Below are 21,224 nucleotides of genomic sequence, written 5' to 3'. Positions count from 1 at the left end.
ATTATGTGATAAAAAAAGTAGTTAACAAATGAAAAAAGTTATTTGTTGTTGTATAAAGCTTCCCCAAGCTTCGGTTCAAATGCCGTATCGCTTTCTGTCCTTATGGCATGAGAAAAGAGAGCAAGTGGGATATCCATCGGACAGAGCTCTTCGCACTGGCCACAATTGATACAGGTGTCACTAATGTGAGCGAATCGTCGCATATGGAACATCGGGTTTGGCGGGACTGCTCCGGATGTGATCATCCTCGAATCGCCTTTGAGCTCATCTGCGAGCGTGAAACAGACTGGGCAGTTCTCGATACAGGAATAGCATTTAATGCAACGGCTGGTTCCTTTCTCGATCGTTCCCCAGAGATCTTCGCTGAGCGCTTTGAAGTCATTTTTACGCCATTTTTCACCGAGTTTGAGCATGGCATTTTCTATCTTGCCGCGTATCTCGATGCCCTTGGGGATAGGTGCTTCGGTCTGGACAACACCAGCTGCAACAGCCTTGTTCAGCAGATCCGCACCCTTGTCGCTGCATACTTCAATAAAGGTGGCTTTTCCTGCTTTCGGGCCAATTACGCCCCAGTTACCGCAGGCAAGGTCAGCCTGGCGTGGGACTTTATACTTGCAACGGCGGCAGTTGGACCGGCGGCCGTAGCCCTCATCTTCGAGTTCGTCCATAGCGATGCCTTTGTGCTCATCGCCATACTCGATAATGAACTGGCCTTTGTCGATCTCCTCCTTGCGGACGTCGTCAGGGTCGACTCCGAATTTCTCGGCGATCATCTTACGGGCGGTGACAGGACTAACCGAACCACCACAGTTCAGGCCGATCGTTGTAATGTTGTCGAGGTTGACTGAGCCGCGTCTTGCGAGTTCGAGCAGTGCCATCATGTCACAGCCCTTGACGGTGACCCCGATCTTCATGTCCTTGCTACCATTAAGATATTTCTTAATGGGACTGGCGACGAGAAGTGTACCGCAGTGGAGCGATCCGGCGGTGTCTGCGAGCTCAGCCGGGTCTTTGATGAGGACAGGCTTTGCATCGTAGATGTCGTATCCCTTCTTTACTGCCAGCACCGCGTCGACCATTTTGGATTCGAGGGCGAATTTCTGGAGTGCGGTGACCGCACCACCGAGCTCACCTTTCTTGAGGATCTCGGCATCGGTGGACCATGCGTATACCATATCGCCTTTAGCTACCATTTTCAGGCCTCCTGAATTTTCTCAACCTTAACTGAACAGGCCTTGTACTCCGGAATCTTAGCGATTGGGTCAAGAGCGTTGTTGGTCAGGAAGTTTGCTGCACATTCTGCAAAGTGGAACGGCATGAACATGACACCTTTCATGATGTCGGGGGTGACCTTTGCAGGAACCTCAACTTCACCACGGCGGGAGATTGCTTTGATCATCTCTTTGTCTTTGATGCCAAGTGCTGCTGCGTCTTCAGGATTGATTTCAATCCATCCGGTCTTTACTTCATTTGCAAGAGTGCTTGAACGACGGGTCATGCTACCAGTGTGCCAGTGCCAGATACAGCGGCCGGTGGTAAGGATGAACGGATATTCTTCGTCAGGTACTTCTGCAGGAGGTTTCCATTCGATTGCGTGCATAACGCCCATTCCGTCAGGGTGGGAGCACTTGTCGATGTGGAGAACTGGTGTGCCAGGGTGTTCTTTTGTTGGACATGGCCAGTGAAGTGCCTCAGGTTTGTTGAGACGTTCGTAGGTCATTCCTGCATAGGATGGAGTCAGTGATGCCATCTCGTTGAATACATCTTCTGATGTTTCCCATGCAAACTGGTCTGCATAGCCCATTGCTGCTGCAACGTCAGCGATTATTTTCCAGTCAAGTTTTGCCTGGCCTGGAGGTGCCTGAGCAGTTCTCCACATCTGAACACGGCGTTCTGTGCTGGTCTGTGTTCCGTCTTTCTCTGCGTAGCAGGTGGCGGGAAGTACAACATCAGCGTGCTGTGCCGTCTCAGTCAGGAAGATATCCTGGACAACGACGAATTCAAGATTTTCGAATGCATGCTCAACGTGGTGAATATCAGGGTCGGACAGGAATGGATTTTCTCCCATAATGTACATTGCCTTGAGTTCACCAGGGTTGTCGGTTAAGACATCCATCATAACGGTTACTTCGTATCCGTTCTGAGCTGCAGCGATACCGTCAGGGAATGCCCATGCATCTTCAAATTTCTTGTGTGCAACGGGGTCAATGACCTTCTGGTATGCGGTGAATACAACAGGGAGTGCTCCCATATCGCAGGCACCCTGAACATTGTTCTGTCCACGAAGTGCATTCACACCGCCTCCACGCCTGCCGATATTACCGGTAAGCATCTGGAGGTTTGCAGTGGACTTCACATTGTCAACACCACAGGTGTGCTGGGTGATACCCATGGAGTAGAGCAGTGCACAGGATTCGGCGGTTCCGATCCATTCTGCTGCGGTTCTGAGTTTATCTGCTGGAATCCCTGAGAGTGTCTCGACATTCTCCGGCAGGTAAGCGTCCTGGAGAACGGTTGCTTTGAGCTCATCATAGCCCTTGGCGCGGTTCTGAACCCAGTCCTTGTCTTCCCAGCCGTTTCTTATGATCTCTCCCATGATACAGTTCAGGACTGCGACATCACTGCCTGATTTGAACTGCATGAAGAGGTCAGCCTGCTTTCCGGTTGCAGTTAACCGTGGGTCAACGTAGATGATCTTTGCGCCTGCTTTCTTTGCCTGCATTACTTTGCGGCCGATAAGCGGGTGCTGCTCAAATGTGTTGGACCCGATAATAAAGACACACTTTGATTCTGCGATATCCAGAATAGAGTTGGTCATTGCACCGGAGCCGAATGATGCAGCAAGACCAGCAACAGTTGAAGCATGGCAGAGACGTGCGCAGTGGTCGATGTGGCGTGTTTTAATTGCACCACGTGCGAATTTCATCAGAGCATAGTTGTCTTCGTTAGAAGTACGTGCTGATGAGAGTACTGCACACTCGTCAGGAGTGTAGCTTTTGAATTTCTTTGCGATGAGGGCGTTTGCCTCTTCCCAGGTTGCCTCCACAAACTTGCCGTCCTTTTTAATGAGCGGCGTTGTGAGGCGGTCCTCTCTGTTCACAAACTCGTGGGCGTAAGTACCTTTTGGGCATAACTTACCTTCATTGACAGGAGAACGGTGATACGGAGCTGTATCAACGACCTTACCGTCTTTGACCACGAGATTTAATGAACAGCCTGTCCCACAGTATGGGCAGGTTGTCTGAACGTATTTCATGTCCATTATCATTACCTCGAACATGTTGCTTTTTATATCCACTGCATATAAATGTGATTAAAAATGTGGGAGATTATTGGTGGAATTTGGGGTTTGTGCTCTTTTTTATGGAAATGGGCGGTTATTTATTGTTAATTGATTTTTCAGCATGTTAATCTGAGAGTATTTACTTTGTTACATCTTGTCATACAGGAGCGCAGATCCTAATGGGTATTTAATCTGATGTTGCGCCATGTCGCCAAAAAAAGGTATATTATTCGTTGGAAAAATGTAATTTGTCGCTGTATTTTTTCTCAAGACGAACGGCAATAACCGTGATTGTAATTGCAAAGAGAATCTGCATGATTGGTCCTGTAGTAAATTCACTCCACGGATTGAAGATAATAATTGCAAAGATTGGCACTAAAAGAGATACCAGATCTTTTTTAGGTTTCAGATAGGCAATGCCGCAGAGGATAAAAGAACTGATTATACATCCCCATATTCCGGCAAAAGTCAGGAATGATTCCTTTGGTACTATGTCAGTGATAATTTCTATAAAGGTAACGCCAGGATTAGCTGTCCAAATAGAAAGCATACTAATGGCAATTCCTGCGAAGGCAATGATGGGAACAGATACCCACGCATATTTGGGCAGCTCCGGTAATGATGAAGTCTTGTCTGTCATATAGTAATCTCCGATATGATTTTTCCTTAGAAGAAATATGTCGTTTCGGTATTAAGAAGAGTGGGTTTACGTTTTACCAGACATTCGTTTGTCTCTGGTAAGTAAAATGTGAGAAAATTGTTCCTTAACCGGGTTTGGGTTTACTTGTTACTCTTCTTGCGAATGAGAACAGCATTAATCACTGGATCACCAACGACAACATATCGTTTGATGACCTGGCCAAGAACAACAACAATGTCATCTTTCTTTACGTCCTCTTTTGGTGTCGTGAACATCTTCACAGACATTACACCACTTTTATCAGCGATTTGATACTGAGGACGGTTCAGTGACTTAAAGAGTACACGTTCAACAACGCCTTCAACCCTGACAAGCTTACCGATGTCATTTGGGTGAATGTTGGCCATCCTGACTGACTCTGCTTCTTCTTCGTAATAGGGAATAAGGTCATCATACTGACTCTGACTCATGTAGTTCAGTGCTGTTGGAATGACAAGAAGCATTATAAGAACCGGAACTGCCCAGAGAAGAGTCCCATAATCTCCTGAGAGGAAGATGTATGCGAGTAAAATAAGGGTAAGGGCTATTACGAGTCCAACCTGAATGATTGAAACCCTTACCGTTGTTCCTTTAATTTTCATTGTTTAGAATTATGCCTGAATGTCTTTCTTGAATGAGACCCAGTAGATAAGAGCAACAAAGATCATACCACCGACGATGTTGCCGAGAGTGACGATGATGATGTTGTTTGTCCACATGGTGACCCAGTTCAGGTTTGCCAGCTTTGGACCGACTGCTGCGATCTGGTCAGCTGTCAGGGAAGGCATAGTAAGGATACCTGCAGGGATGAAGTACATGTTTGCGACACAGTGCTCGAATCCGGAGGAAACGAAAGCCATGATCGGGAACCAGATACCGACAATCTTACCGATTGCATCATCTGCACAAATACCGAGCAGAATTGCAAGGTTAACGAGCCAGTTACAACAGATAGCTTTACAGAATGCGGACCAGAGTGCAAGTCCACCGATGTAGCTGGTCTTTCCTGCTGCAATGTTTACTGCGGTAAGGCCGAATGCTGTTGCGGTTGCAGTGCTTCCGGAGATCGAGACGAGGGGACCTGCGGACATCAGATATGCGAATACAAGTGAACCAATCAGGTTACCGACGTATACCCATACCCATAGATTCAGGACTGCTGCCCAACTGACTTTGTGCTTAAAAGCAGCCATTGGGGCAAACATTGCGTCACCAGTGAAGAGTTCTGCACCGGTCATCACAATGATAATAAGTCCAACGGGGAACACTGAACCGAGAACTAATTTTGCGACACCTGCTCCGAGGAATGCTGCAGTGCCTGTTACACAAACGGTTGCAAGAGCTGCTCCCATTGCGATGTATGCGCCTGCCATGAAACCACGGAGGAGCATGTTCCATGCCGGAAGGGCACATTTGCCTTTACCTGCATCTCCAACTTTGGAGATGATTGCTGCTGGGGGATGGAATACCATTTTTTTTTCACCTCATTTGGCTTGAATTACCAAATAACACACAACTACCTATAATTTATAGGTGATTTAACGTCTGTATGAGTATATTAATAACTTTCGATAAATTCCCATTGAAACAGAGAGGATTTTGCTAATCTCTCTCTAATGTCCAAGAATGATGTAAATGTTGGCGTGTTAACAATAAGCCAAATAAAGTATATTTGTTTTACTAATGAGAAACCTCACGCGGATTTATCATATAATTATGGTAAATGGAAGGATGATGCCCACACATTAATGAAAAATAGCAAATAATTATAGTCAGTTTTAATATTAAGGGCAAAATCGAACTTTAACAAAAAAAAAAGAGAAATATGTCATTTCTGCAATTTACGATTTCTGCATACAATAACCGGAAATCAGACAATCTGTTCCAGCTTTCCGGTTCCAAGATCATAGAAAAGGCCATGGAGCTGAACTCTGCCTTCATCTTCTGCACATTTTACCGGTGAATATGACCTGAGGTTTTCCAGCTGAACCTTGATGTTTTCCATCTCAATTCCTTTTTTCCGGGCAGCAAGGTTAGCACACTCTGCAGGAGTCCCGTGTTCTTCTTCGATAGTCTCTTTTACTTCCTGTGCATTTTCCAGCCACACGGGGATATATTCCTCCTCTGACATGTCAGCATCAAGGGCTTTCATGGCACCGCAGTCGGAATGACCACATATGATGATATATTTCACCTTTAAGTGGCCAACTGCATATTCAAGGACACATCCAAGGTTTGGATCGTCCTTTGCAACAATATTGCCGATGTTACGGTGCACAAAGATGTCACCCATCTTTGCATTGACAATGCGCTCGGGGTTTACCCGTGAATCAGAACATGCAATCCAGAGGGATTCCGGACTCTGGCTGGTTGCCAGTTTCTGATAGTGCTCATTGTCTTTGCGGAAATCGTTTTCAATAAACGCACGGTTCCCTTCAATAAATCTCTCAACCACGTTATCACACCTCTGCGATAATTTGTAGTTGTCCGGCAGGGTTATTTCAGCATTATGGTTTTCTTTTTGAGGGGGATTGTTTCTGTTTGGTTGAGTATATGGGCCTGATATTGGAAAAAAAGCCTTTATTGGGTTTTTTGTTGATTTGCTTTCTTAACTGTTGCAGGAGGGGTATATCCTTTAAGAAGAAGGGAGAGTGAGATGACCGTCACCGAACTGAGTGCCATCGCAAGCCCTGCAAATTCGGGACGGAAGGTTATGCCATACAGGGGATAGAGGATGCCTGCAGCAACCGGAATTAAGGCTGCATTATAGGCAAATGCCCAAAAAAGGTTCAATTGTATTCTTCCCATAACTTTTCGTCCCAGCTGTATGGCTGCTGCCACATCAAGAGGACTGCTCTGGACGAGGACGATATCACCACTCTCAATTGCGATGTCGGTGCCACTTCCGATAGCGATGCCGATGTCTGCTGCCGCTAGCGCGGGTGCGTCATTGATGCCGTCACCCACAAATGCAATCATTTTTCCTTCGCCCTGCATCGTCTGGATTATCCCTGATTTCTTATCTGGCAGCACTTCTGCTTCCATAAAGTCAATCCCCAGCTGCTCTGTCACCGCTGCTGCAGTTCGTTCATTGTCCCCTGTTATCATGCCGACAGTAAGGCCCATTTTGTGAAGTTCTTCAGTAGCTGCCGCAGATGTATCCCTGACACTGTCTGATATGCCGATTATGCCTGCAATAGCCCCACCGGCCGCGACTCCGACAGCTGTTTCTCCGCGGTTCTGAATTGCTTCAAACGCATCAATAACCGGAGGTATCAGCCCGATTCCCTGTTGTGAAAGAAATGCCATGTTGCCAATAAGAACAGGGACTCCCCCTGCCTCTGCTTTTACTCCTCTGCCACTCACTGCCTCAAATTCAGTGCATTCTTTTGGCACGATTCCTTTTTCTTTTGCATATGAAACAACGGCTGCTGCGAGGGGATGTTCTGACCGTGCTTCAACACCGGATGCAATTTCCAGAAACTCCTCTTCACTCTTTTTGAAAAGGACCGTTTCTGTTACCACGGGGATTCCCCGTGTGAGGGTGCCGGTCTTGTCAAATATGACGGTGGTGATTTTTTGCGACACCTCGAGAACTTCACTGTTTTTGATGAGAATCCCCAGTTCAGCGCCTCTTCCGACACCAACGGTGATCGCAGTCGGTGTGGCAAGACCAAGGGCACATGGGCACGCAATGACAAGAATGGAGATCAGGACAGTGATGGAAAAAAGACTGGTTGCTCCCAGTGCGAAGTACCAGACAAGGGCGGCTGTGATGGCTATGGTGAGGACCGTCGGGATAAACCAGGTGACCGCAGTATCCGCATATTTCTGGACGGAGGGTTTTGTGGCCTGTGCGGTCTCCACAAGTTTGATTATCTGTGCGAGATAGGTCTCTTTTCCGACATGGGTGGTGGCAAATGTGATGGCACCGGTGGTGTTAATCGTGCCGCCGGTTACGGTTGCACCCTTTTCTTTATACACCGGCACCGGTTCGCCGCTGATCATCGATTCATCGATATATGATTCCCCGGAGAGAATCTCCCCGTCAACGGGTATTTTTCCCCCCGGCCTGACAAGGATAATATCGCCAATCGTGAGTTCTTCCACCGGAACCTCGACTTCTTCTTTTCCCCTGAGGACGATGGCGGTTTTTGCCTGAAGTTCGACCAGTTTTTTGATGGCATCGTTTGTCCTCACTTTTGCCCGTGCCTCGAGATACCTGCCCAGAGTGAGAAATGCCGAGAGCATGACGGCGGTTTCATAAAAGAGAAAATCACTTGTGAGGATGATGCCGAATGTGCCAAGGACACTAGACCCGTAGGCGACACCGATACCCATCGCATACATCACATCCATCGTCAGTGAGGAGTTTTTCAGTGCTCCCCATGCCGCCCGGAATATGGGGTATGCAAGATAGATGAAAAAGGGTGTTGAGACGATGAACATGAAATATGTCATCGGAATGGGCAGCATAATCCCGGAGAACATGAAAACCATCAGGAATGCTGATACGGCAAATCCGATGAGCGTACGGTTGCGGAGATTTCGTATCTCGCGGGACCGCTGTATCTCTTCCTGACTTCCCTCTTCATCCCCGACAAATCCACGATATTCATACCCGGCACCGACAATGACCTCTATCATCTGTGCTATCTCAACCGTATCCGGATCATAGCCGACAACTGCCCGGTTGGTTGTAAGATTTACCTCTGCGGAGAAGACGCCGTCAAGGGACATGAGCGCTTTTTCAACGGTTGCGACACAGGTGGCGCAGTGAATGCCGCCGAGACGAATCTGCAGGGTTTCCCGGAGGACGCCATATCCGGCACCGGTGACAGCCGCTTCCAGATTCCGGACGGTGCACGTCTCCGGGTTATATCGTACAACGGCCTTTTCGGTGGCAAGACTGACGGAAACTTCGTATACTCCGTTCACAGCACGGAGTGCTTTTTCAACCGTAGCAACACATGTCGCACAGTGCATGCCGGTCACCCGGATAACTGTGGTTGCCCCTTCGGTATCTGGTTCTTTTATGCTGATGGATATCCCCCCTGAATAGTGATTGCCTGTTTTAACCGGTGTTTATATTTTTATGCCGTATCCGGCGTTTTCAACTGCCGTTTTCATTTCGTCCGTTGTTGCCTGTGCCGGATCATAGGTGACGGCGGCCTCTTTCTTTTCGAGGCTGACATCTGCATTTTTTACCCCCGGAACAGATTCAAGGGCGGCTTTTACTGCTGCGACACAGCCATCGCACATCATTCCGGTAACAGGGAGGCGGATAATGGTATTCTGCTTTTGTTCTGTCATGGTCTATCCCAATGAGCGATGAGAGTATTTTTGGGAATAAATAGGTATGGTCTCATCCGGTAATCTCGCGGGGTGAATTCTGAAAGAAAAGTGTATATCCGGCCCTGTCCAATATTTTCTATTCATGAAATTATCATCCTGTGTCAAAGGTTACTCTGTGGAGACGCACCGGACGGTTTCACCGGAAGCAACGCTTGAACGTGTTGATCCACTGGTGCCTCTGACAGGTGTAACCCAGGTAAATGACATCACTGATGTTGACCGGCTGGGGATTCCGGTCTTTACCTGTACGCGCCCGGGAATAAACGGGAAAGAGTTCGTACACAACGGCAAAGGGGCAACTCCCGTTGCCGCACGCGTATCTGCCATTATGGAAGCGATTGAACGGTATTCAGCTGAACCTGATGGCAGTGATATGATCGTGGGAACCTTTAGTGAACTGTCAGGTGAGCATACAGTTCTCTGCCCGGAGGATCTGATTCTGCCGAATAATGTGGATCCGAATGGCACTATTCCGTGGGTATGGGCCTATGATATTATCCGGGATGAACCCGTGCTTGTGCCTGCCCATGCGGTATTCCACCCCCTTGATCCGTCACACGGGAATCTCATGCGGACGCATACAAACGGGATTGCGTCCGGAAACACCCTTGAAGAGGCAATCTTTCATGCACTTGCCGAGCTCATTGAGCGGGATGCATGGTCGCTTGCGGAGATTACACGGAATGGCGGGCCGGTTGTCGGGGATATCACCGATGAACGCTGTTTAAAGGTCATTGAATCATTCCGTGAAGAGGGTGTTGAGGTGCTTGTCCGTGATATCACAAGTGACATCCGCCTGCCGACGATTGTGGCCATCTGTGATGATGTAAAACTGAAGGATCCTACTCTGCTGTGTACGGGAGCAGGTACCCATGTCTGTCCGGAGATTGCGGTGCTCCGTGCCCTGACCGAGGTTGCACAGAGTCGTGCCACCCAGCTTTTTATCGATGGCACAAAGCCAAACGGGGCGGATATGCGGCGGGTGATGGGATATGATCGCACCAAACGGATGAACAAAATGTGGTTTGCAGAGGATGCGGAGTCTGTCTATGGGGATATCGGTGCCTTCCGGAGTGATGATTTTCTCACGGATATCGAATATGTCCTTGATGAACTGAAGAGGGCGGGCCTTGACCGCTGTATTGTGGTGGATATCACCCGTGAGGATATTGGTGTGCCGGTGGTCCGGGTTATTGTGCCCGGTCTTGAGGTGCTTACGATGGATCCGGGCAGAATTGGGAAGCGCTGTCGGGACGCTGCCAAAAATGGGTATAAACCGGGCGTCTGGAATTTGGAGAAACCTGCCCGGTGATCAGGTCGCCTGTTTTTTCCGTCAGATGGAATCTCATCTGCTGCGGGGAATTATTTTTGGGAATCGGGATGACAAAACATCCCTATTCCGGAACATTTTCAAGAATTTTTTCAATATTGTCAACCTTTTTCCCGATTGCATCAATGGATATCCGCATCTGAGTGACCGTCTCCCTGAGGTCTGCGATCTCGTTTGGTTTTTCCGTGATGGCGTTCAGGTATTTTTCAACCCATTCCTTTGCTTTGATGATGATATATATGACCAGTGAGAGGATTGCAAACTGCAGTATGATATATACTGAGCCAAATAGCGGGGTGATATCAATGGCAAAGAATGTCCCGAGAATTCCCACAATGGCGAGGATAAATACAGCGACCAATGCTGGCTTATAGTATGATTCAATTCGTTTGGTTTCCATTTTTTTCACTCCTGCTCTGCCTGTGATAATGTCTCCAGGGTTAGGGTAAATTTGAATGGTTGTGCCCGGTAATACCGTCGGTGATATGGTGGTTCGTCGCATCTCTGGTCAGTGCCTTTCACGAGTCCATGTTTTTCCAGCTGTTTCAGGTAGATAACAACGAGAGGCCGTGAGATGGTGAGTTCTTCTGATATTTCCCTTGCAAACTTCTCTTTATGGGAGATTGCCGCAAGTATGTGCAGTCGCTGTTCATTGCCAAGGAATCCAAGAATTCCTGCGATTTCCGGTAGGGTACGAGGAAGTCCATTCAATGGTGTTTAATATTCATTACACCATCAAATACTTTTTGCTCTTTCTCTTTCTCGTTATCCGGCAGATGAGGGTTATACGGTACAGCGGTGTAATCGCTCTTTGAATTCTCTGAAAGCAGTCATTTTCCAAAAAAGAATGAATGATGGGATTATTTTTCTGGTAACGAGTGTTCGGTATTGCACCTTTCTGCCTGTTCAAAATAGTATGCTGCTTCATCATCTCTGCCCATGTCAGTCAGTGTTGTCCCTTTGAAATACCATGCGTCTTTGAAGTCTGGATTTATCGCAATTGCCTCGTCAAAAGATGTCAGTGCTTCATCATAGCGCTGGAGGTTGTAGTTGCTGATGCCCTTTCCAAACCATGCCTCCGCGAAGTCAGGATCTATTGCGATTGCTTCATCGAAACATGCGATTGCTTCTTCGAACCGGCCGTTTTGGGCGTTATATGTCAGGCCGTCAATGAACAGACGCTCTGCCTCCGGGTCGGATGCTGATATGCTGCTATTGTCGACGGCGAAAGAAACGACTGTGACCTTTGTCCCGCCAGGCGAAGTGTCTCCTTTCGTAATGCACCCGGATGAGAGCACAAATGACATGATCAATAACGCTGCAATGGCTGCTATAGAGATGCGGTTGGTCTGTTTTTGATCTGAGCGGGTGTGGTGTATGGCTTTTTTGATCATCTGATAAATTCAACTCCAACGGGATAATTCACGACATAGGTATTCCAGAATTCCCGGCTTCCTGACAATTCTGCGCTGATATAGACTATAAGTGTCTCCGGGTTCTCTGCTTCCCGGAACGGGTGCATCAGGAAATCAAACCGGACTGTTCCTTTTCCCTGCACTCCCATGTCAGGAATGTCCAGAACACTGACACTTTTTCCGGATTCAGTATTGGTATGGAAGGATATCATGGGATAGGGATTCCATTCCGGTGTTTTCAGATAGATGTCACCATATGAGAATGCTGAAGTTTGTGGTGGGTGGATGCTTATTTTCAGGCGGTCAATTTTCGTATTTTTTGGGTGAGTCACGACGACCATCAGGGGTATGGTGCTGTTGTCAGAGTAGGCGCCGGGCGTTGCACGCACCGAGAGCGTCACAATATCTTCACCCTTGTGAGAAAAGGTGACGTGTTTCTCATTATCCTGTGTCTCTTCCCAGGAATCATTCAGCGTTGTCCGGGACAAACCGGTTGTTGCGGCAAACGCGATAAAAAGGATGAACGCTGCGCATATGAAAAGCACCCCCAGTATCTGTTTTGTCTTATCATCCATTATGTTTTATTTTATCCGCGTTGATTTAAATCAGATCCCTGTAGTTAATTGATTGTGATTATCTGGAAAATTATATGCCCTGATTTCTCATGCAGGGATTGACGGGAATATGTTCCTTTTGACAACAGAAGAGAAGGCCAAATCCGGTATCTTTGAGGATCACACGTCTGTCGTGTATACGCTGCGAAAGTTTGATGGAGAAACCGGTGCTCTTCTCTCTGAGAAATCAACCGGGGGCCATGAACGCTTTGAAGATGCCCTGCTGTATTCTGATGGTTCTGTGGATTCGTTTGCCTTTTAGGGTGGCAAACTGACTCTTCACAGATATAATGATGATTTAAAACGGATTTTGGCAGACATCAGGTTTGAAGGAGAATATGGCATGCATTATGATGTGATTGCAACAGCGGACGGCGGGTATCTGATTGCGAGCATTTAGTGAGGCAGATCTGCCGCGGTGATTTTTACGATGGTAAAAAAGAGCAAAAAATGTCCATTTCATTTCCAAATTGTCAATCAAATTAGTAAAAATGGGTGGAAAAATGTGTCCACACAGAAGGCCTGTGTGGGCTGTTTTCATTCAAGACAGCCTATACGTCCTCCTAAAATATTCACCAATAGCAACCGCTCAGTAGTCCGCAATTTGTCGTATTTTCAGCAAATAAATGGCATTGCAGCCGTATTTTTTCGACAGAAAAATAACTCAAAAAATACGTCCATTTAGCCCCCCAATTTCCCAAAACAAGGGGTCAAAAAGGGTGGGAAAACGTGTCCATACAGAAGGCCTGTGTAGACCGATCTCAGTTAAGATAGCCTATTCATCCTCCCAAAATACCTGCCAATAGTGACGGCTCAGTAGTCCGCAATTTGTCGTATTTTCAGCAAATAAATGGCATTGCATCCGTATTTTCCCCGCAGAAAAACAACTCAAAAAATACGCCCATTTAGCCCTTCAATTGTCCAAAAGAAAGGGTCAAAAAGGGTGGGAAAACGTGTCCACACAGAAGGTCTGTGTGGACCGATCTCAGTAAAGGCAACCTATACGTCCTCCCAAAATGCCTGCCAATTGTGACGGCTCAATAATCCGTGATTTGTCCGATTTTCAGCAAATAAATGGCATTGTGGTCGTATTTTTCCGACAGAAAAATAGGTCGGAAAATACGTCCATTTTGGCTCTCAATTCCCCAAAACAAGGGGTTATAGAGGGTGGGGAATAGGATCTAATTTAGGAGGGGATTGCCCGGCATGTGCACAGGTCTTTTACGGGGAGTGTCTATGGGATGAAAGAGAGAGCAGAATCGAACTGGCCTGATTGCCGTCTGTTCATTTTCGGTATTTTTTATTTTGACAACATTTCTCCAGATCCTGAATGGTGTCAATCATTGCTGAAATATCAAATGCCTACTATTTCTGGAAAAAAAGTTACGCAGGAGATTCATCCATCTCCAAAAATGTAGTCACAATGGTTCCGTATTCCACCGGTGCATAGGATGAACCTGCATGGGGAATGCCTTTGAACCGGACAAGCCATGAGCCGTTGATCTGTCCGGCAATATCGACTGCCACTGACTGGGGGGTGATATCATCTGCGGTGCCGGTGATGAGCATGACATTGTTTGTGATGCCTGAGAGGCCGTCATAGGCACCCTCCCATTCGAGGTTTGCAACCGCTTCTTTGCGCACTCCTTCAGGGACATCCGTATTTTCTGCAGATTCTTCAAGAAGGCCGTGCAGTTTCTCTGTTTCCGGAATGCTCGCACTGTATGAGGCAGATGAAAGAATAGCTTTTCGAACTTTTTCGGGATGGGCGATAAGAAGCTCCTGAGTTACTGACGATCCCATGGAAACACTATAGGTGTTCATGCTCTCATACCCGAGTGCGGTGATAAGTCCTGCTGCATCGTCTGCAAGCTGGGGAATCGTAAACTGTGTGTCACTCTCACTACTTTCTCCCATGTCGCGGTGGTCATAGGCATAGATGTGGTAGTTCTCTGCAAGGATGCCCACAAAGGTGGTATTCCAGTGTTCCATTGTACTGCCGAATCCGATGATCATGAGGAGGGGTTCGGTGTTTTCGGTGCCGAATTCACGGTATGCGAGGGTAATACCGTTTACATCGCTGTACTGAACCGGCGCATCATCAAAGGAGACAGGCTGGATAACCGTTTCTGTGGGTAATGCGGTTGGTTCCGTTGTGACCGGTGCCGTGCAGCCGCATGCAAAGAGGATGCAGAGTGCAAGGAGAAGGGTCAGTGCTGTTAGTGCAGTTTTTTTCATAGGATTGTCCTTCTCTTATCCGTTTGGGTATATTATGGATACTGTCTGTGCTTTTTCGGTTTCATCAATGATTGGAACTCCGTTTGCCGGGTTTTGAGGGGTGTGCAGTGCATATGTCCAATTTTTTGGTATCGTTGTGTGAATGTTATGCTGTGTCTTTTCTCCAGACAAATACAATCCCGGCGATTATGGCGCCGGAGAGAATGATTGTCGGCATGATGCCATCCAGAATCATAGAGATGGTGCGGGCGTATCCATGAGAAATAAATGAATAATCATCAGCCGGTGAAGCAAAGGATACATGAGCGATTAGGTCCCCGAGTATAAACAGTAAAATGATGGCCAGAATCGTTAGCAACCATGCTTTTTGGTCCTTATGACTGTTCATCTGTCTGTACCGGTAATGGGATTCCTTTCTTCCCCCTTTTCAGGATTCAGTGTGGTATGGTGTGGTATGATGTGATGTGATGTGGTTATATAATTCTGTACGGTGAATGCCCTGATATCGGGATGTTGTAATTCCAGACCTGTTTCTGCTGCGGTATGAAAACGTATGATCTGGTGAATGACGAGGTGGATGATGCCCGAACATTTTTACCATATGGCGGTTGAGTATCACCATCCGTCACCAGGTGGGTTCTGAAGGGAGGCGGGCTGAAGGTGGGAAAACAGGTATGGAAGATATGCAGATACGAAGAGAGCTGACTGAGGATCTTCTCAGTCGCCTTGTTCATCCGGAAGAAGACGTGAGGGAAGCTGCTGTGGAGGCACTTGCGATAAGCACGGAAGACGAGGACTGGCGGGCAAACGAGCTCATTCGGCAGAATGGCATCGAAGTGATTGCAGACCTCCTTGATGACCCGAATCCCCACATCCGTGGTGCGGCTCTTGATATCATCATCGCCGTCGCTGCCACCGGCGAGGGGGAGGCTCTCATCGGTGATGGGGTGATTGCAAAGCTTGACCCGATGCTTGACACGGATGATCCGGTGATACGAAAGAAGGTGGTGAAAGCCCTCTGGCTTCTGGTGCCTGAGGTTGAGGACACGGTTATGATGAAACCGCAGGATAATTATTGAGTGCGGTTCACCATTTTTTAGATTGTGAACTGAATATTTGACGAATTGCAGTACTCCCGGACATCTTCATTGATAACTTCATTGATAAGTTTCAGTTCCTGATGCCCGGAAAGCATCTCGCTAAAAATCAGGAACACTAACGGGCCGGGATGGATGTCATAATAGACAGCCTGTGGACCATATGGTCCCTGGGTGTCCGGTTCGTGGTTGCCTGCCAGTCGTGGCGTGCAATTAACGTGGCTGCCCGGGATGCCTTTGACTGGATAATGATTCGGAAGAGGGGCAGAGTTCTCCGAAGGCAGGAAGCTGAGAAATTTCAATCTCCTCTGGAGCAAGACTCCAACGGACTGCTGTTATATTGTGTTCCCGGACTGGAACTTCTCATACAGTGTTATCCATCTTCCTTTCTGCGGAGATGGCCGGGACCCTGGCTGGATCTGGTATAAGGGGCAGCTTACGGTGGATAAAAAGGGCGAATAATTAATTTGTGCAAAATCAATAAAAATACTATATGCATTCGAACGAACGAAATATCAACGACTATACATTATTATTAAATCCTAGTGTAAATGAAATTGAGAATCTTGAAGATATTTTAAATAATCTTGCAAAAATGGGTGACAAAGCAAAATTGGAAAAATATTGCTTATTTTCATTAAGTTTTGAATTACCGTATCCACATAATATATATTCTCATTCTGATGGGACCGTTTCTATTGATGTTTTTGAAGACAAAGATCGTAATGCACTTGAAAATCCGTTAAAATATGAAATTGGCCTCATTAAGGATTTCAAGAACGACACTATATGAGAAACATCATGACTTACGACTGGCCCACTCTCCTCTACCCTGCAGAATGGGGCTTCCGCTTCTTCATTTTTGGAGTAATAATCTTCCTTGTTTCCGGACTATCCACCACGCTCTTCATGGTTGCATACTGGACAATGATTGCTGCAGCTGCAGGGGCGTTCCTCATCCAGGCAAGGATCCTGTTCCTGGTTGCAACCGGCAGGATATCAGAAATAGAATAAATAATTGTAGACAATATTCATAAACTCGTATTGTGGAATCAGTCATTGTGGAACCACCCACATAAAGGACACCATCCAATCGCGTGAATTTCTCTTGGACTATCTGGAAAATATTTTCCTGAACCATTTATTGAAATTACCAATTATATTGGGGCTTTTTTTCTGCGTTTTAATTGATGAAGGCGAATCTGTGTTCCTGCTTTTATTGTGTTCAGACTTTCCTTCACATAATATTGGAATCGGATCTGAAGAATTTGTATTGTGGTTGCAATTGCTGGTGAAACAATGGTTTTCAGACTGTCTTTCACTGAATATTGGAATAGGATCTGGAGAATTCATGTTGTGGTTGTAATTGCCGGTGCAACAATGGTTTTCAGGCAATCGGTGTTCGGTACAAACAATTTTCCCACAATACCTGCAAGGGCGTATAGACCAATCATCTCTTCCGCACACCTCGCATTTAACTTTCTTTAAAATAGTAGGTTCTGTCACAATTTCGAAATTACCAATTGGATCTGGAAAATTCATATTGTGGTTGTAATTGCCGGTGCAACAATGGTTTTCAGGCAATCGGTGTTCGGTACAAACAATTTTTCCACAATACCTGCAAGGGCGTATAGACCAATCATCTCTTCCGCACACCTCACATTTACCTTCCTTTGAAATAGTAGGTTTTGTCACAATTTTGAAATTGTAGTTTTATATTATTTAAATACGCCGAAAAGAATATATTGTGATTTTATCATTGCAATTGTGATAATATTCGAAACGATTCTGACTTTAGCAAATATCTGTGTTGATTTAAATCACTCATTCTGAAACCAACCACAAAAGGGACACCACCAGCCGATTGCATGAAATCGTTGTTTCCCATCCTCGCAAACCGGTTTGATATATGACCTGGGCATGTCCCCTTCGTCACACTTAGGATTAGGGAAAGGGATCGTTTTCCCTTACACAGGATTCTTTTTTATGTGATCTTGAATTAATTATAAACTTGAATAAATCCAAAAATAAGATAAAATCAAAAAAAGGACGTTTTAATGTCCCAAAATAAGCCTCAGGAGGGAGTTGAACCCCCGACCTGCTGATTACAAATCAGCCGCTATACCACTAAGCCACTGAGGCGCTCTACCTAATTGGATCTAAGGGGTAAAAAATGTGGCGATATGATCCTGCACATTTTCATATGTTTGCACCATCTGCCTGGACTGTTCAATATCTGCTGGATTCGCCCCATATTTTTATTCTTCATCTTTGTCACCACAGTATCCTCTGGTCACTAAAAAATGATTAAAAATGATTAAAAATGATTTAAAAACAGAAACCAAGCCTCAGGAAGGAGTCGAACCTCCGACCTGCTGATTACAAATCAACCGCTATTCCACTAAGCCACTGAGGCGCTCTGTCTTATCATACCTCAGGGGAGAAGAATGTGGCGGTATGATCCCGCGAATAAACACCTGTTGACGATGGTGTGTGACAGATTTTCTGTTTTCTGTTTACTCTCATCTCCTGTCTATCTCACCACACTCACTTCCGGCCAGCCCCCTGTCCGATATTCCCCCTGGCATACCGTTTGATATTCCACCCTGGCTTCCACCACCCAGCCCCCTGCCCAATCTTCCACCCGCCATACCATCCGATATTCCATCCAACCTTCCCCTGCCCGATCTTTCATCTGCTATTCCACCCGGCCACCCGATCTTTCCCCCAGTCTTCCTCCCATTCCCATTCCAAATCCCTTTATCCCGTCAGGGTCAGAATAGTACATAATCATGGTACACCTGACTGTAGATATCGGAGGCAGGCCCGGCCTGGACTGCAGGGGATTCTGTAAATATTGTTACTTTAAAGGGGTCCGCGAGGAAGAGGAGCCCGAACCCCTGGGCTGTAAGCACTGTATCCCGTTTGCTGTCGGGTGTGACTACTGCACCAATTTTGTTCGTGAACGATATACCGGGTTCAAAGATCTCCGGGATGTGGCAGATGATGTGCTCGGCAACCTGCAGCTGATGGGAGGTAACCTGGAAAGGATCACGATATCCGGTGGCGGTGACCCGTCCTGTTACCCGGCATTTGATGACCTTATGGATCTTTTGGGCAGCATGGAGGTGCCCATCCACATTGGATACACCAGCGGAAAAGGGTTCGATGACCCGGATATGGGTGACCGGATGGTGGAACAGGGCCTCACTGAGGTCTCATTCACCGTATTTTCGGTGAACCCGGAACTGCGCCGTGAGTGGATGGGAGACCAGACACCGGAGGCTTCTCTTGCTGTTCTTGAAAAACTCTGCCAGAAGATAGATGTCTATGCCGCAGCGCTGGTCATCCCCGGTGTCAATGACGGTGAAGATCTTGAACGCACCTGCAAATGGCTGGAGGAAAAGGGTGCAAAGGGTCTCATTCTCATGCGGTTTGCGAACCGTGAAGAACAGGGGCTTATTCTCAAAAATGCGCCAATTGTTAAGGGCCAGCGTGTGCAGACCATATCTGCATTCCGTGATATGGTGACAGACCTCAACGAACGTCATAATCTGCGCATCAACGGGACTCCGCTCTGGGACCCGACCCTTGGGTCACCGTTTGCCATCCTGAATGAACCCGAGCTCCTGGAAAAACTCCCGCGGGTGCGAAAACATGCGAGTCTCATCTCCGGCTCAATCGCAGCCCGCTATGTGCAGGACGTGCTTGACGCCTGTGGGAACAAGTCATGGGTGCACAGCCCGAAAAAAGAGATTGCCTGTCTTATCACCCGTGACGACCTGAAAGAAATTGACCTCTCCTCGCTTGAAAAAGTCGTCATCATCCCGGGCCGTTCATTCGTTCATGAGATGGAAGCAACAGAGATACTTTCAGCAGATGGTGTGCGGCGGACAGTTATCCGTGGCCCCGATACCCTCACCGCCGATGCAGAGACCTCCATGGGTATGACCCGTAATGAAGTGCTGCAGATGGAGATCGATGGTTTTTCCTCTCTTATCTACCTCATCAATCAGAATGGGGTATAAGTCACATATTTTTGGTAGATTTTGTTGAAATGGGTGCAGCCGGGAAATCCGGCCTGTGCCAAAAAAGGTGTGAACCGGTAGGTTTTGTATATCCCAATAAAACGGTTAGAACCAGTAAAAATGGTGTATTCGTCTTATCTGCACTTCTGATTGAAGAGTTCTGCACAGTGTTCAATCTCTGAGATAATCTCCCCGCCGATGAGGCCTTTCACTGTCTGTGCGAAGGGAGTCAGTTCGATCGGGCCGTTTTGTAATGTGCAGGAAACGCCTCCGTCTTTACTTGGATGGACATCGTAGACGCGGCCGTTTTCAAAGGTTACAAGCAGACCTTCATTGGTATATTCTATCTTTGCTGAATCTGTCATATTTTTCTTCACCTTGAATAGTTCAGCATTTGATCCCGGATGGCTTAATCCCTCTTTTCAGATGCAGGAGAGTATTTATAACCCTGTTTGACAACAATCCCCTTGCCATGTGCATGCGTTATACCCTTACCCATACCGAAGATTTTGCCTCTGTCTTTGGTATCTCCTGTGGGGATATGGAGGACCGCTATAATATTGCCCCGACACAGGAGGCCCCTGTCCTAGTGGTAGAGGGGGATGTTCTTGCCTGTATTACGGCCCGGTGGGGGTTGGTTCCTGCACGAAAAATGGGTGATGAATCCGGTAAATGGCTGGCAAACTCCCGGGCAGAGACGCTTGATGAGAAGGCAAATTTCCTGGATCTTGTGGAACATGCACGCTGCATCATTCCTGTGTCCGGGTTTTATGAATGGGAGGGGGAGAGCGGAACTTCTTCTCCCTTCTATTTCACCATCCCGTCCCGGCCGATCTTTGGGTTGGCCGGCCTCTGTAACTGGTGGGCCGATCCGGTATCCGGGATGCTGAAACCCACCTTTACCATCATCACCTGTCCCTCTAATGACCTTGTCGGCCGTGTTCACAACCGCATGCCTGTCATCCTTTTGGAGGAAGATGTAACGCCCTGGCTTTTTGGCCCGTACGTCCCGGATGTTCTGGAGCCATACCCGGAAGCAGGGATGGAGATGGTTCAGGTAACAGAATCCGTCAATAATCCCGAATATGAATCTGCTGACTGCATCAAAAAAGCAGGGGGACGCAAGGGATGGTAATATCTTTTTGACCAAATGAACATGGTTTTCTTTCTCACCGGTACATATTA

General features: G+C 47.1%; 25 protein-coding genes and 2 tRNA genes. 7 read left to right on the top strand and 20 right to left on the bottom strand.

Annotated features, from left to right (window positions below):
* Positions 1-38 precede the first annotated feature (38 nt).
* From L0665_RS02810 to L0665_RS02775, 8 genes are all read right to left on the bottom strand, one after another.
* On the bottom strand, positions 39-1,193 hold the full coding sequence (locus L0665_RS02810) for a Coenzyme F420 hydrogenase/dehydrogenase, beta subunit C-terminal domain (RefSeq protein WP_274924193.1): 1,155 nt from the start codon (positions 1,191-1,193) through the stop codon (positions 39-41).
* 2 nt (positions 1,194-1,195) lie between these two features.
* Entirely contained in the window at positions 1,196-3,262 is a 2,067-nt protein-coding gene (gene fdhF, locus L0665_RS02805) for a formate dehydrogenase subunit alpha (protein ID WP_274924192.1), read from the bottom strand.
* Positions 3,263-3,509: 247 nt separating this feature from the next.
* A complete protein-coding gene (locus L0665_RS02800) occupies positions 3,510-3,923 on the bottom strand; it encodes a hypothetical protein (protein ID WP_274924191.1) in 414 nt (137 codons plus the stop codon).
* 140 nt (positions 3,924-4,063) lie between these two features.
* Positions 4,064-4,564: a nucleotide-binding protein gene (locus L0665_RS02795; protein WP_274924190.1), complete on the bottom strand. Its 501-nt coding sequence runs from the start codon at positions 4,562-4,564 to the stop codon at positions 4,064-4,066.
* A 9-nt stretch (positions 4,565-4,573) separates the two neighbouring features.
* On the bottom strand, positions 4,574-5,434 hold the full coding sequence (locus L0665_RS02790; RefSeq protein WP_274924189.1) for a formate/nitrite transporter family protein: 861 nt from the start codon (positions 5,432-5,434) through the stop codon (positions 4,574-4,576).
* A gap of 398 nt (positions 5,435-5,832) precedes the next feature.
* On the bottom strand, positions 5,833-6,417 hold the full coding sequence (locus tag L0665_RS02785) for a carbonic anhydrase (protein ID WP_274924188.1): 585 nt from the start codon (positions 6,415-6,417) through the stop codon (positions 5,833-5,835).
* 125 nt (positions 6,418-6,542) lie between these two features.
* Positions 6,543-8,957: a heavy metal translocating P-type ATPase gene (locus tag L0665_RS02780; RefSeq protein WP_338036411.1), complete on the bottom strand. Its 2,415-nt coding sequence runs from the start codon at positions 8,955-8,957 to the stop codon at positions 6,543-6,545.
* Positions 8,958-9,047: 90 nt separating this feature from the next.
* Positions 9,048-9,275, bottom strand: a complete 228-nt coding sequence (locus tag L0665_RS02775) for a heavy-metal-associated domain-containing protein (RefSeq protein ID WP_274924187.1) — start codon at positions 9,273-9,275, stop codon at positions 9,048-9,050.
* A gap of 124 nt (positions 9,276-9,399) precedes the next feature.
* Between L0665_RS02775 and L0665_RS02770 the strand changes: the two genes are divergently transcribed.
* The gene (locus tag L0665_RS02770; protein WP_274924186.1) at positions 9,400-10,629 is read left to right on the top strand and encodes a YcaO-related McrA-glycine thioamidation protein; all 1,230 of its coding nucleotides are present in this window, start codon (positions 9,400-9,402) and stop codon (positions 10,627-10,629) included.
* An 82-nt stretch (positions 10,630-10,711) separates the two neighbouring features.
* On the opposite strand, the gene L0665_RS02765 is transcribed toward L0665_RS02770, so the two are convergent.
* From L0665_RS02765 to L0665_RS02750, 4 genes are all read right to left on the bottom strand, one after another.
* A complete protein-coding gene (locus tag L0665_RS02765) occupies positions 10,712-11,047 on the bottom strand; it encodes a hypothetical protein (RefSeq protein ID WP_274924185.1) in 336 nt (111 codons plus the stop codon).
* Positions 11,048-11,052: 5 nt separating this feature from the next.
* A complete protein-coding gene (locus tag L0665_RS02760; RefSeq protein WP_274924184.1) occupies positions 11,053-11,358 on the bottom strand; it encodes an ArsR/SmtB family transcription factor in 306 nt (101 codons plus the stop codon).
* Positions 11,359-11,507: 149 nt separating this feature from the next.
* A complete protein-coding gene (locus L0665_RS02755; RefSeq protein WP_274924183.1) occupies positions 11,508-12,041 on the bottom strand; it encodes a tetratricopeptide repeat protein in 534 nt (177 codons plus the stop codon).
* Complete coding sequence (locus tag L0665_RS02750; RefSeq protein WP_274924182.1) at positions 12,038-12,637, bottom strand: DUF8121 family protein; 600 nt, start codon at positions 12,635-12,637, stop codon at positions 12,038-12,040. Before L0665_RS02750 ends, L0665_RS02755 begins: the two co-directional genes overlap by 4 nt.
* A gap of 118 nt (positions 12,638-12,755) precedes the next feature.
* Between L0665_RS02750 and L0665_RS02745 the strand changes: the two genes are divergently transcribed.
* Positions 12,756-12,938, top strand: coding sequence for a hypothetical protein (locus L0665_RS02745; RefSeq protein WP_274924181.1), 183 nt, complete (start codon positions 12,756-12,758; stop codon positions 12,936-12,938).
* A 1,121-nt stretch (positions 12,939-14,059) separates the two neighbouring features.
* Here the strand turns inward: L0665_RS02745 and L0665_RS02740 are convergent.
* Both L0665_RS02740 and L0665_RS02735 read right to left on the bottom strand, forming a co-directional pair.
* Positions 14,060-14,914, bottom strand: a complete 855-nt coding sequence (locus L0665_RS02740) for an alpha/beta fold hydrolase (protein WP_274924180.1) — start codon at positions 14,912-14,914, stop codon at positions 14,060-14,062.
* A 145-nt stretch (positions 14,915-15,059) separates the two neighbouring features.
* Positions 15,060-15,302 carry a hypothetical protein gene (locus tag L0665_RS02735; RefSeq protein WP_274924179.1) on the bottom strand — a complete coding sequence of 81 codons (243 nt, stop codon included), beginning with the start codon at positions 15,300-15,302 and terminating at the stop codon, positions 15,060-15,062.
* Between the two features lie 286 nt (positions 15,303-15,588).
* Between L0665_RS02735 and L0665_RS02730 the strand changes: the two genes are divergently transcribed.
* Positions 15,589-15,993: a HEAT repeat domain-containing protein gene (locus L0665_RS02730; RefSeq protein WP_274924178.1), complete on the top strand. Its 405-nt coding sequence runs from the start codon at positions 15,589-15,591 to the stop codon at positions 15,991-15,993.
* Positions 15,994-16,010: 17 nt separating this feature from the next.
* Here the strand turns inward: L0665_RS02730 and L0665_RS02725 are convergent, their stop codons facing one another.
* On the bottom strand, positions 16,011-16,313 hold the full coding sequence (locus tag L0665_RS02725) for a hypothetical protein (RefSeq protein WP_274924177.1): 303 nt from the start codon (positions 16,311-16,313) through the stop codon (positions 16,011-16,013).
* A gap of 191 nt (positions 16,314-16,504) precedes the next feature.
* Here L0665_RS02725 and L0665_RS02720 point away from each other — a divergent pair, with 191 nt between their 5' ends.
* Both L0665_RS02720 and L0665_RS02715 read left to right on the top strand, forming a co-directional pair.
* On the top strand, positions 16,505-16,804 hold the full coding sequence (locus tag L0665_RS02720) for a hypothetical protein (RefSeq protein ID WP_274924176.1): 300 nt from the start codon (positions 16,505-16,507) through the stop codon (positions 16,802-16,804).
* 8 nt (positions 16,805-16,812) lie between these two features.
* Positions 16,813-17,025 carry a hypothetical protein gene (locus tag L0665_RS02715; RefSeq protein ID WP_274924175.1) on the top strand — a complete coding sequence of 71 codons (213 nt, stop codon included), beginning with the start codon at positions 16,813-16,815 and terminating at the stop codon, positions 17,023-17,025.
* Positions 17,026-17,124: 99 nt separating this feature from the next.
* Here L0665_RS02715 and L0665_RS10835 read toward each other — a convergent pair whose 3' ends face one another.
* From L0665_RS10835 to L0665_RS02700, 4 genes are all read right to left on the bottom strand, one after another.
* Positions 17,125-17,667, bottom strand: a complete 543-nt coding sequence (locus L0665_RS10835; protein ID WP_420847041.1) for an AN1-type zinc finger domain-containing protein — start codon at positions 17,665-17,667, stop codon at positions 17,125-17,127.
* A 414-nt stretch (positions 17,668-18,081) separates the two neighbouring features.
* Positions 18,082-18,153: transfer RNA gene (locus L0665_RS02710), tRNA-Thr, on the bottom strand.
* Positions 18,154-18,355: 202 nt separating this feature from the next.
* Positions 18,356-18,427 (bottom strand) — tRNA-Thr (locus tag L0665_RS02705).
* 117 nt (positions 18,428-18,544) lie between these two features.
* The gene (locus L0665_RS02700; protein WP_274924174.1) at positions 18,545-18,706 is read right to left on the bottom strand and encodes a hypothetical protein; all 162 of its coding nucleotides are present in this window, start codon (positions 18,704-18,706) and stop codon (positions 18,545-18,547) included.
* 97 nt (positions 18,707-18,803) lie between these two features.
* On the opposite strand from L0665_RS02700, the gene mmp10 reads away from it, so the two are divergent.
* Positions 18,804-20,039, top strand: coding sequence for a methyl coenzyme M reductase-arginine methyltransferase Mmp10 (mmp10, locus tag L0665_RS02695; protein ID WP_274924173.1), 1,236 nt, complete (start codon positions 18,804-18,806; stop codon positions 20,037-20,039).
* 134 nt (positions 20,040-20,173) lie between these two features.
* On the opposite strand, the gene L0665_RS02690 is transcribed toward mmp10, so the two are convergent.
* Positions 20,174-20,404, bottom strand: a complete 231-nt coding sequence (locus L0665_RS02690; RefSeq protein ID WP_274924172.1) for a hypothetical protein — start codon at positions 20,402-20,404, stop codon at positions 20,174-20,176.
* A 113-nt stretch (positions 20,405-20,517) separates the two neighbouring features.
* On the opposite strand from L0665_RS02690, the gene L0665_RS02685 reads away from it, so the two are divergent.
* A complete protein-coding gene (locus L0665_RS02685) occupies positions 20,518-21,174 on the top strand; it encodes an SOS response-associated peptidase (RefSeq protein ID WP_274924171.1) in 657 nt (218 codons plus the stop codon).
* Positions 21,175-21,224 lie beyond the last annotated feature (50 nt).

The organism is Methanogenium marinum (assembly GCF_028912405.1).
In the GTDB taxonomy this organism is placed as follows: Archaea; Halobacteriota; Methanomicrobia; order Methanomicrobiales; family Methanomicrobiaceae; genus Methanogenium; species Methanogenium marinum.
The sequence above is the reverse complement of the archived record's forward strand: the minus strand, read 5'-3'. Positions and strand labels throughout refer to the sequence as shown.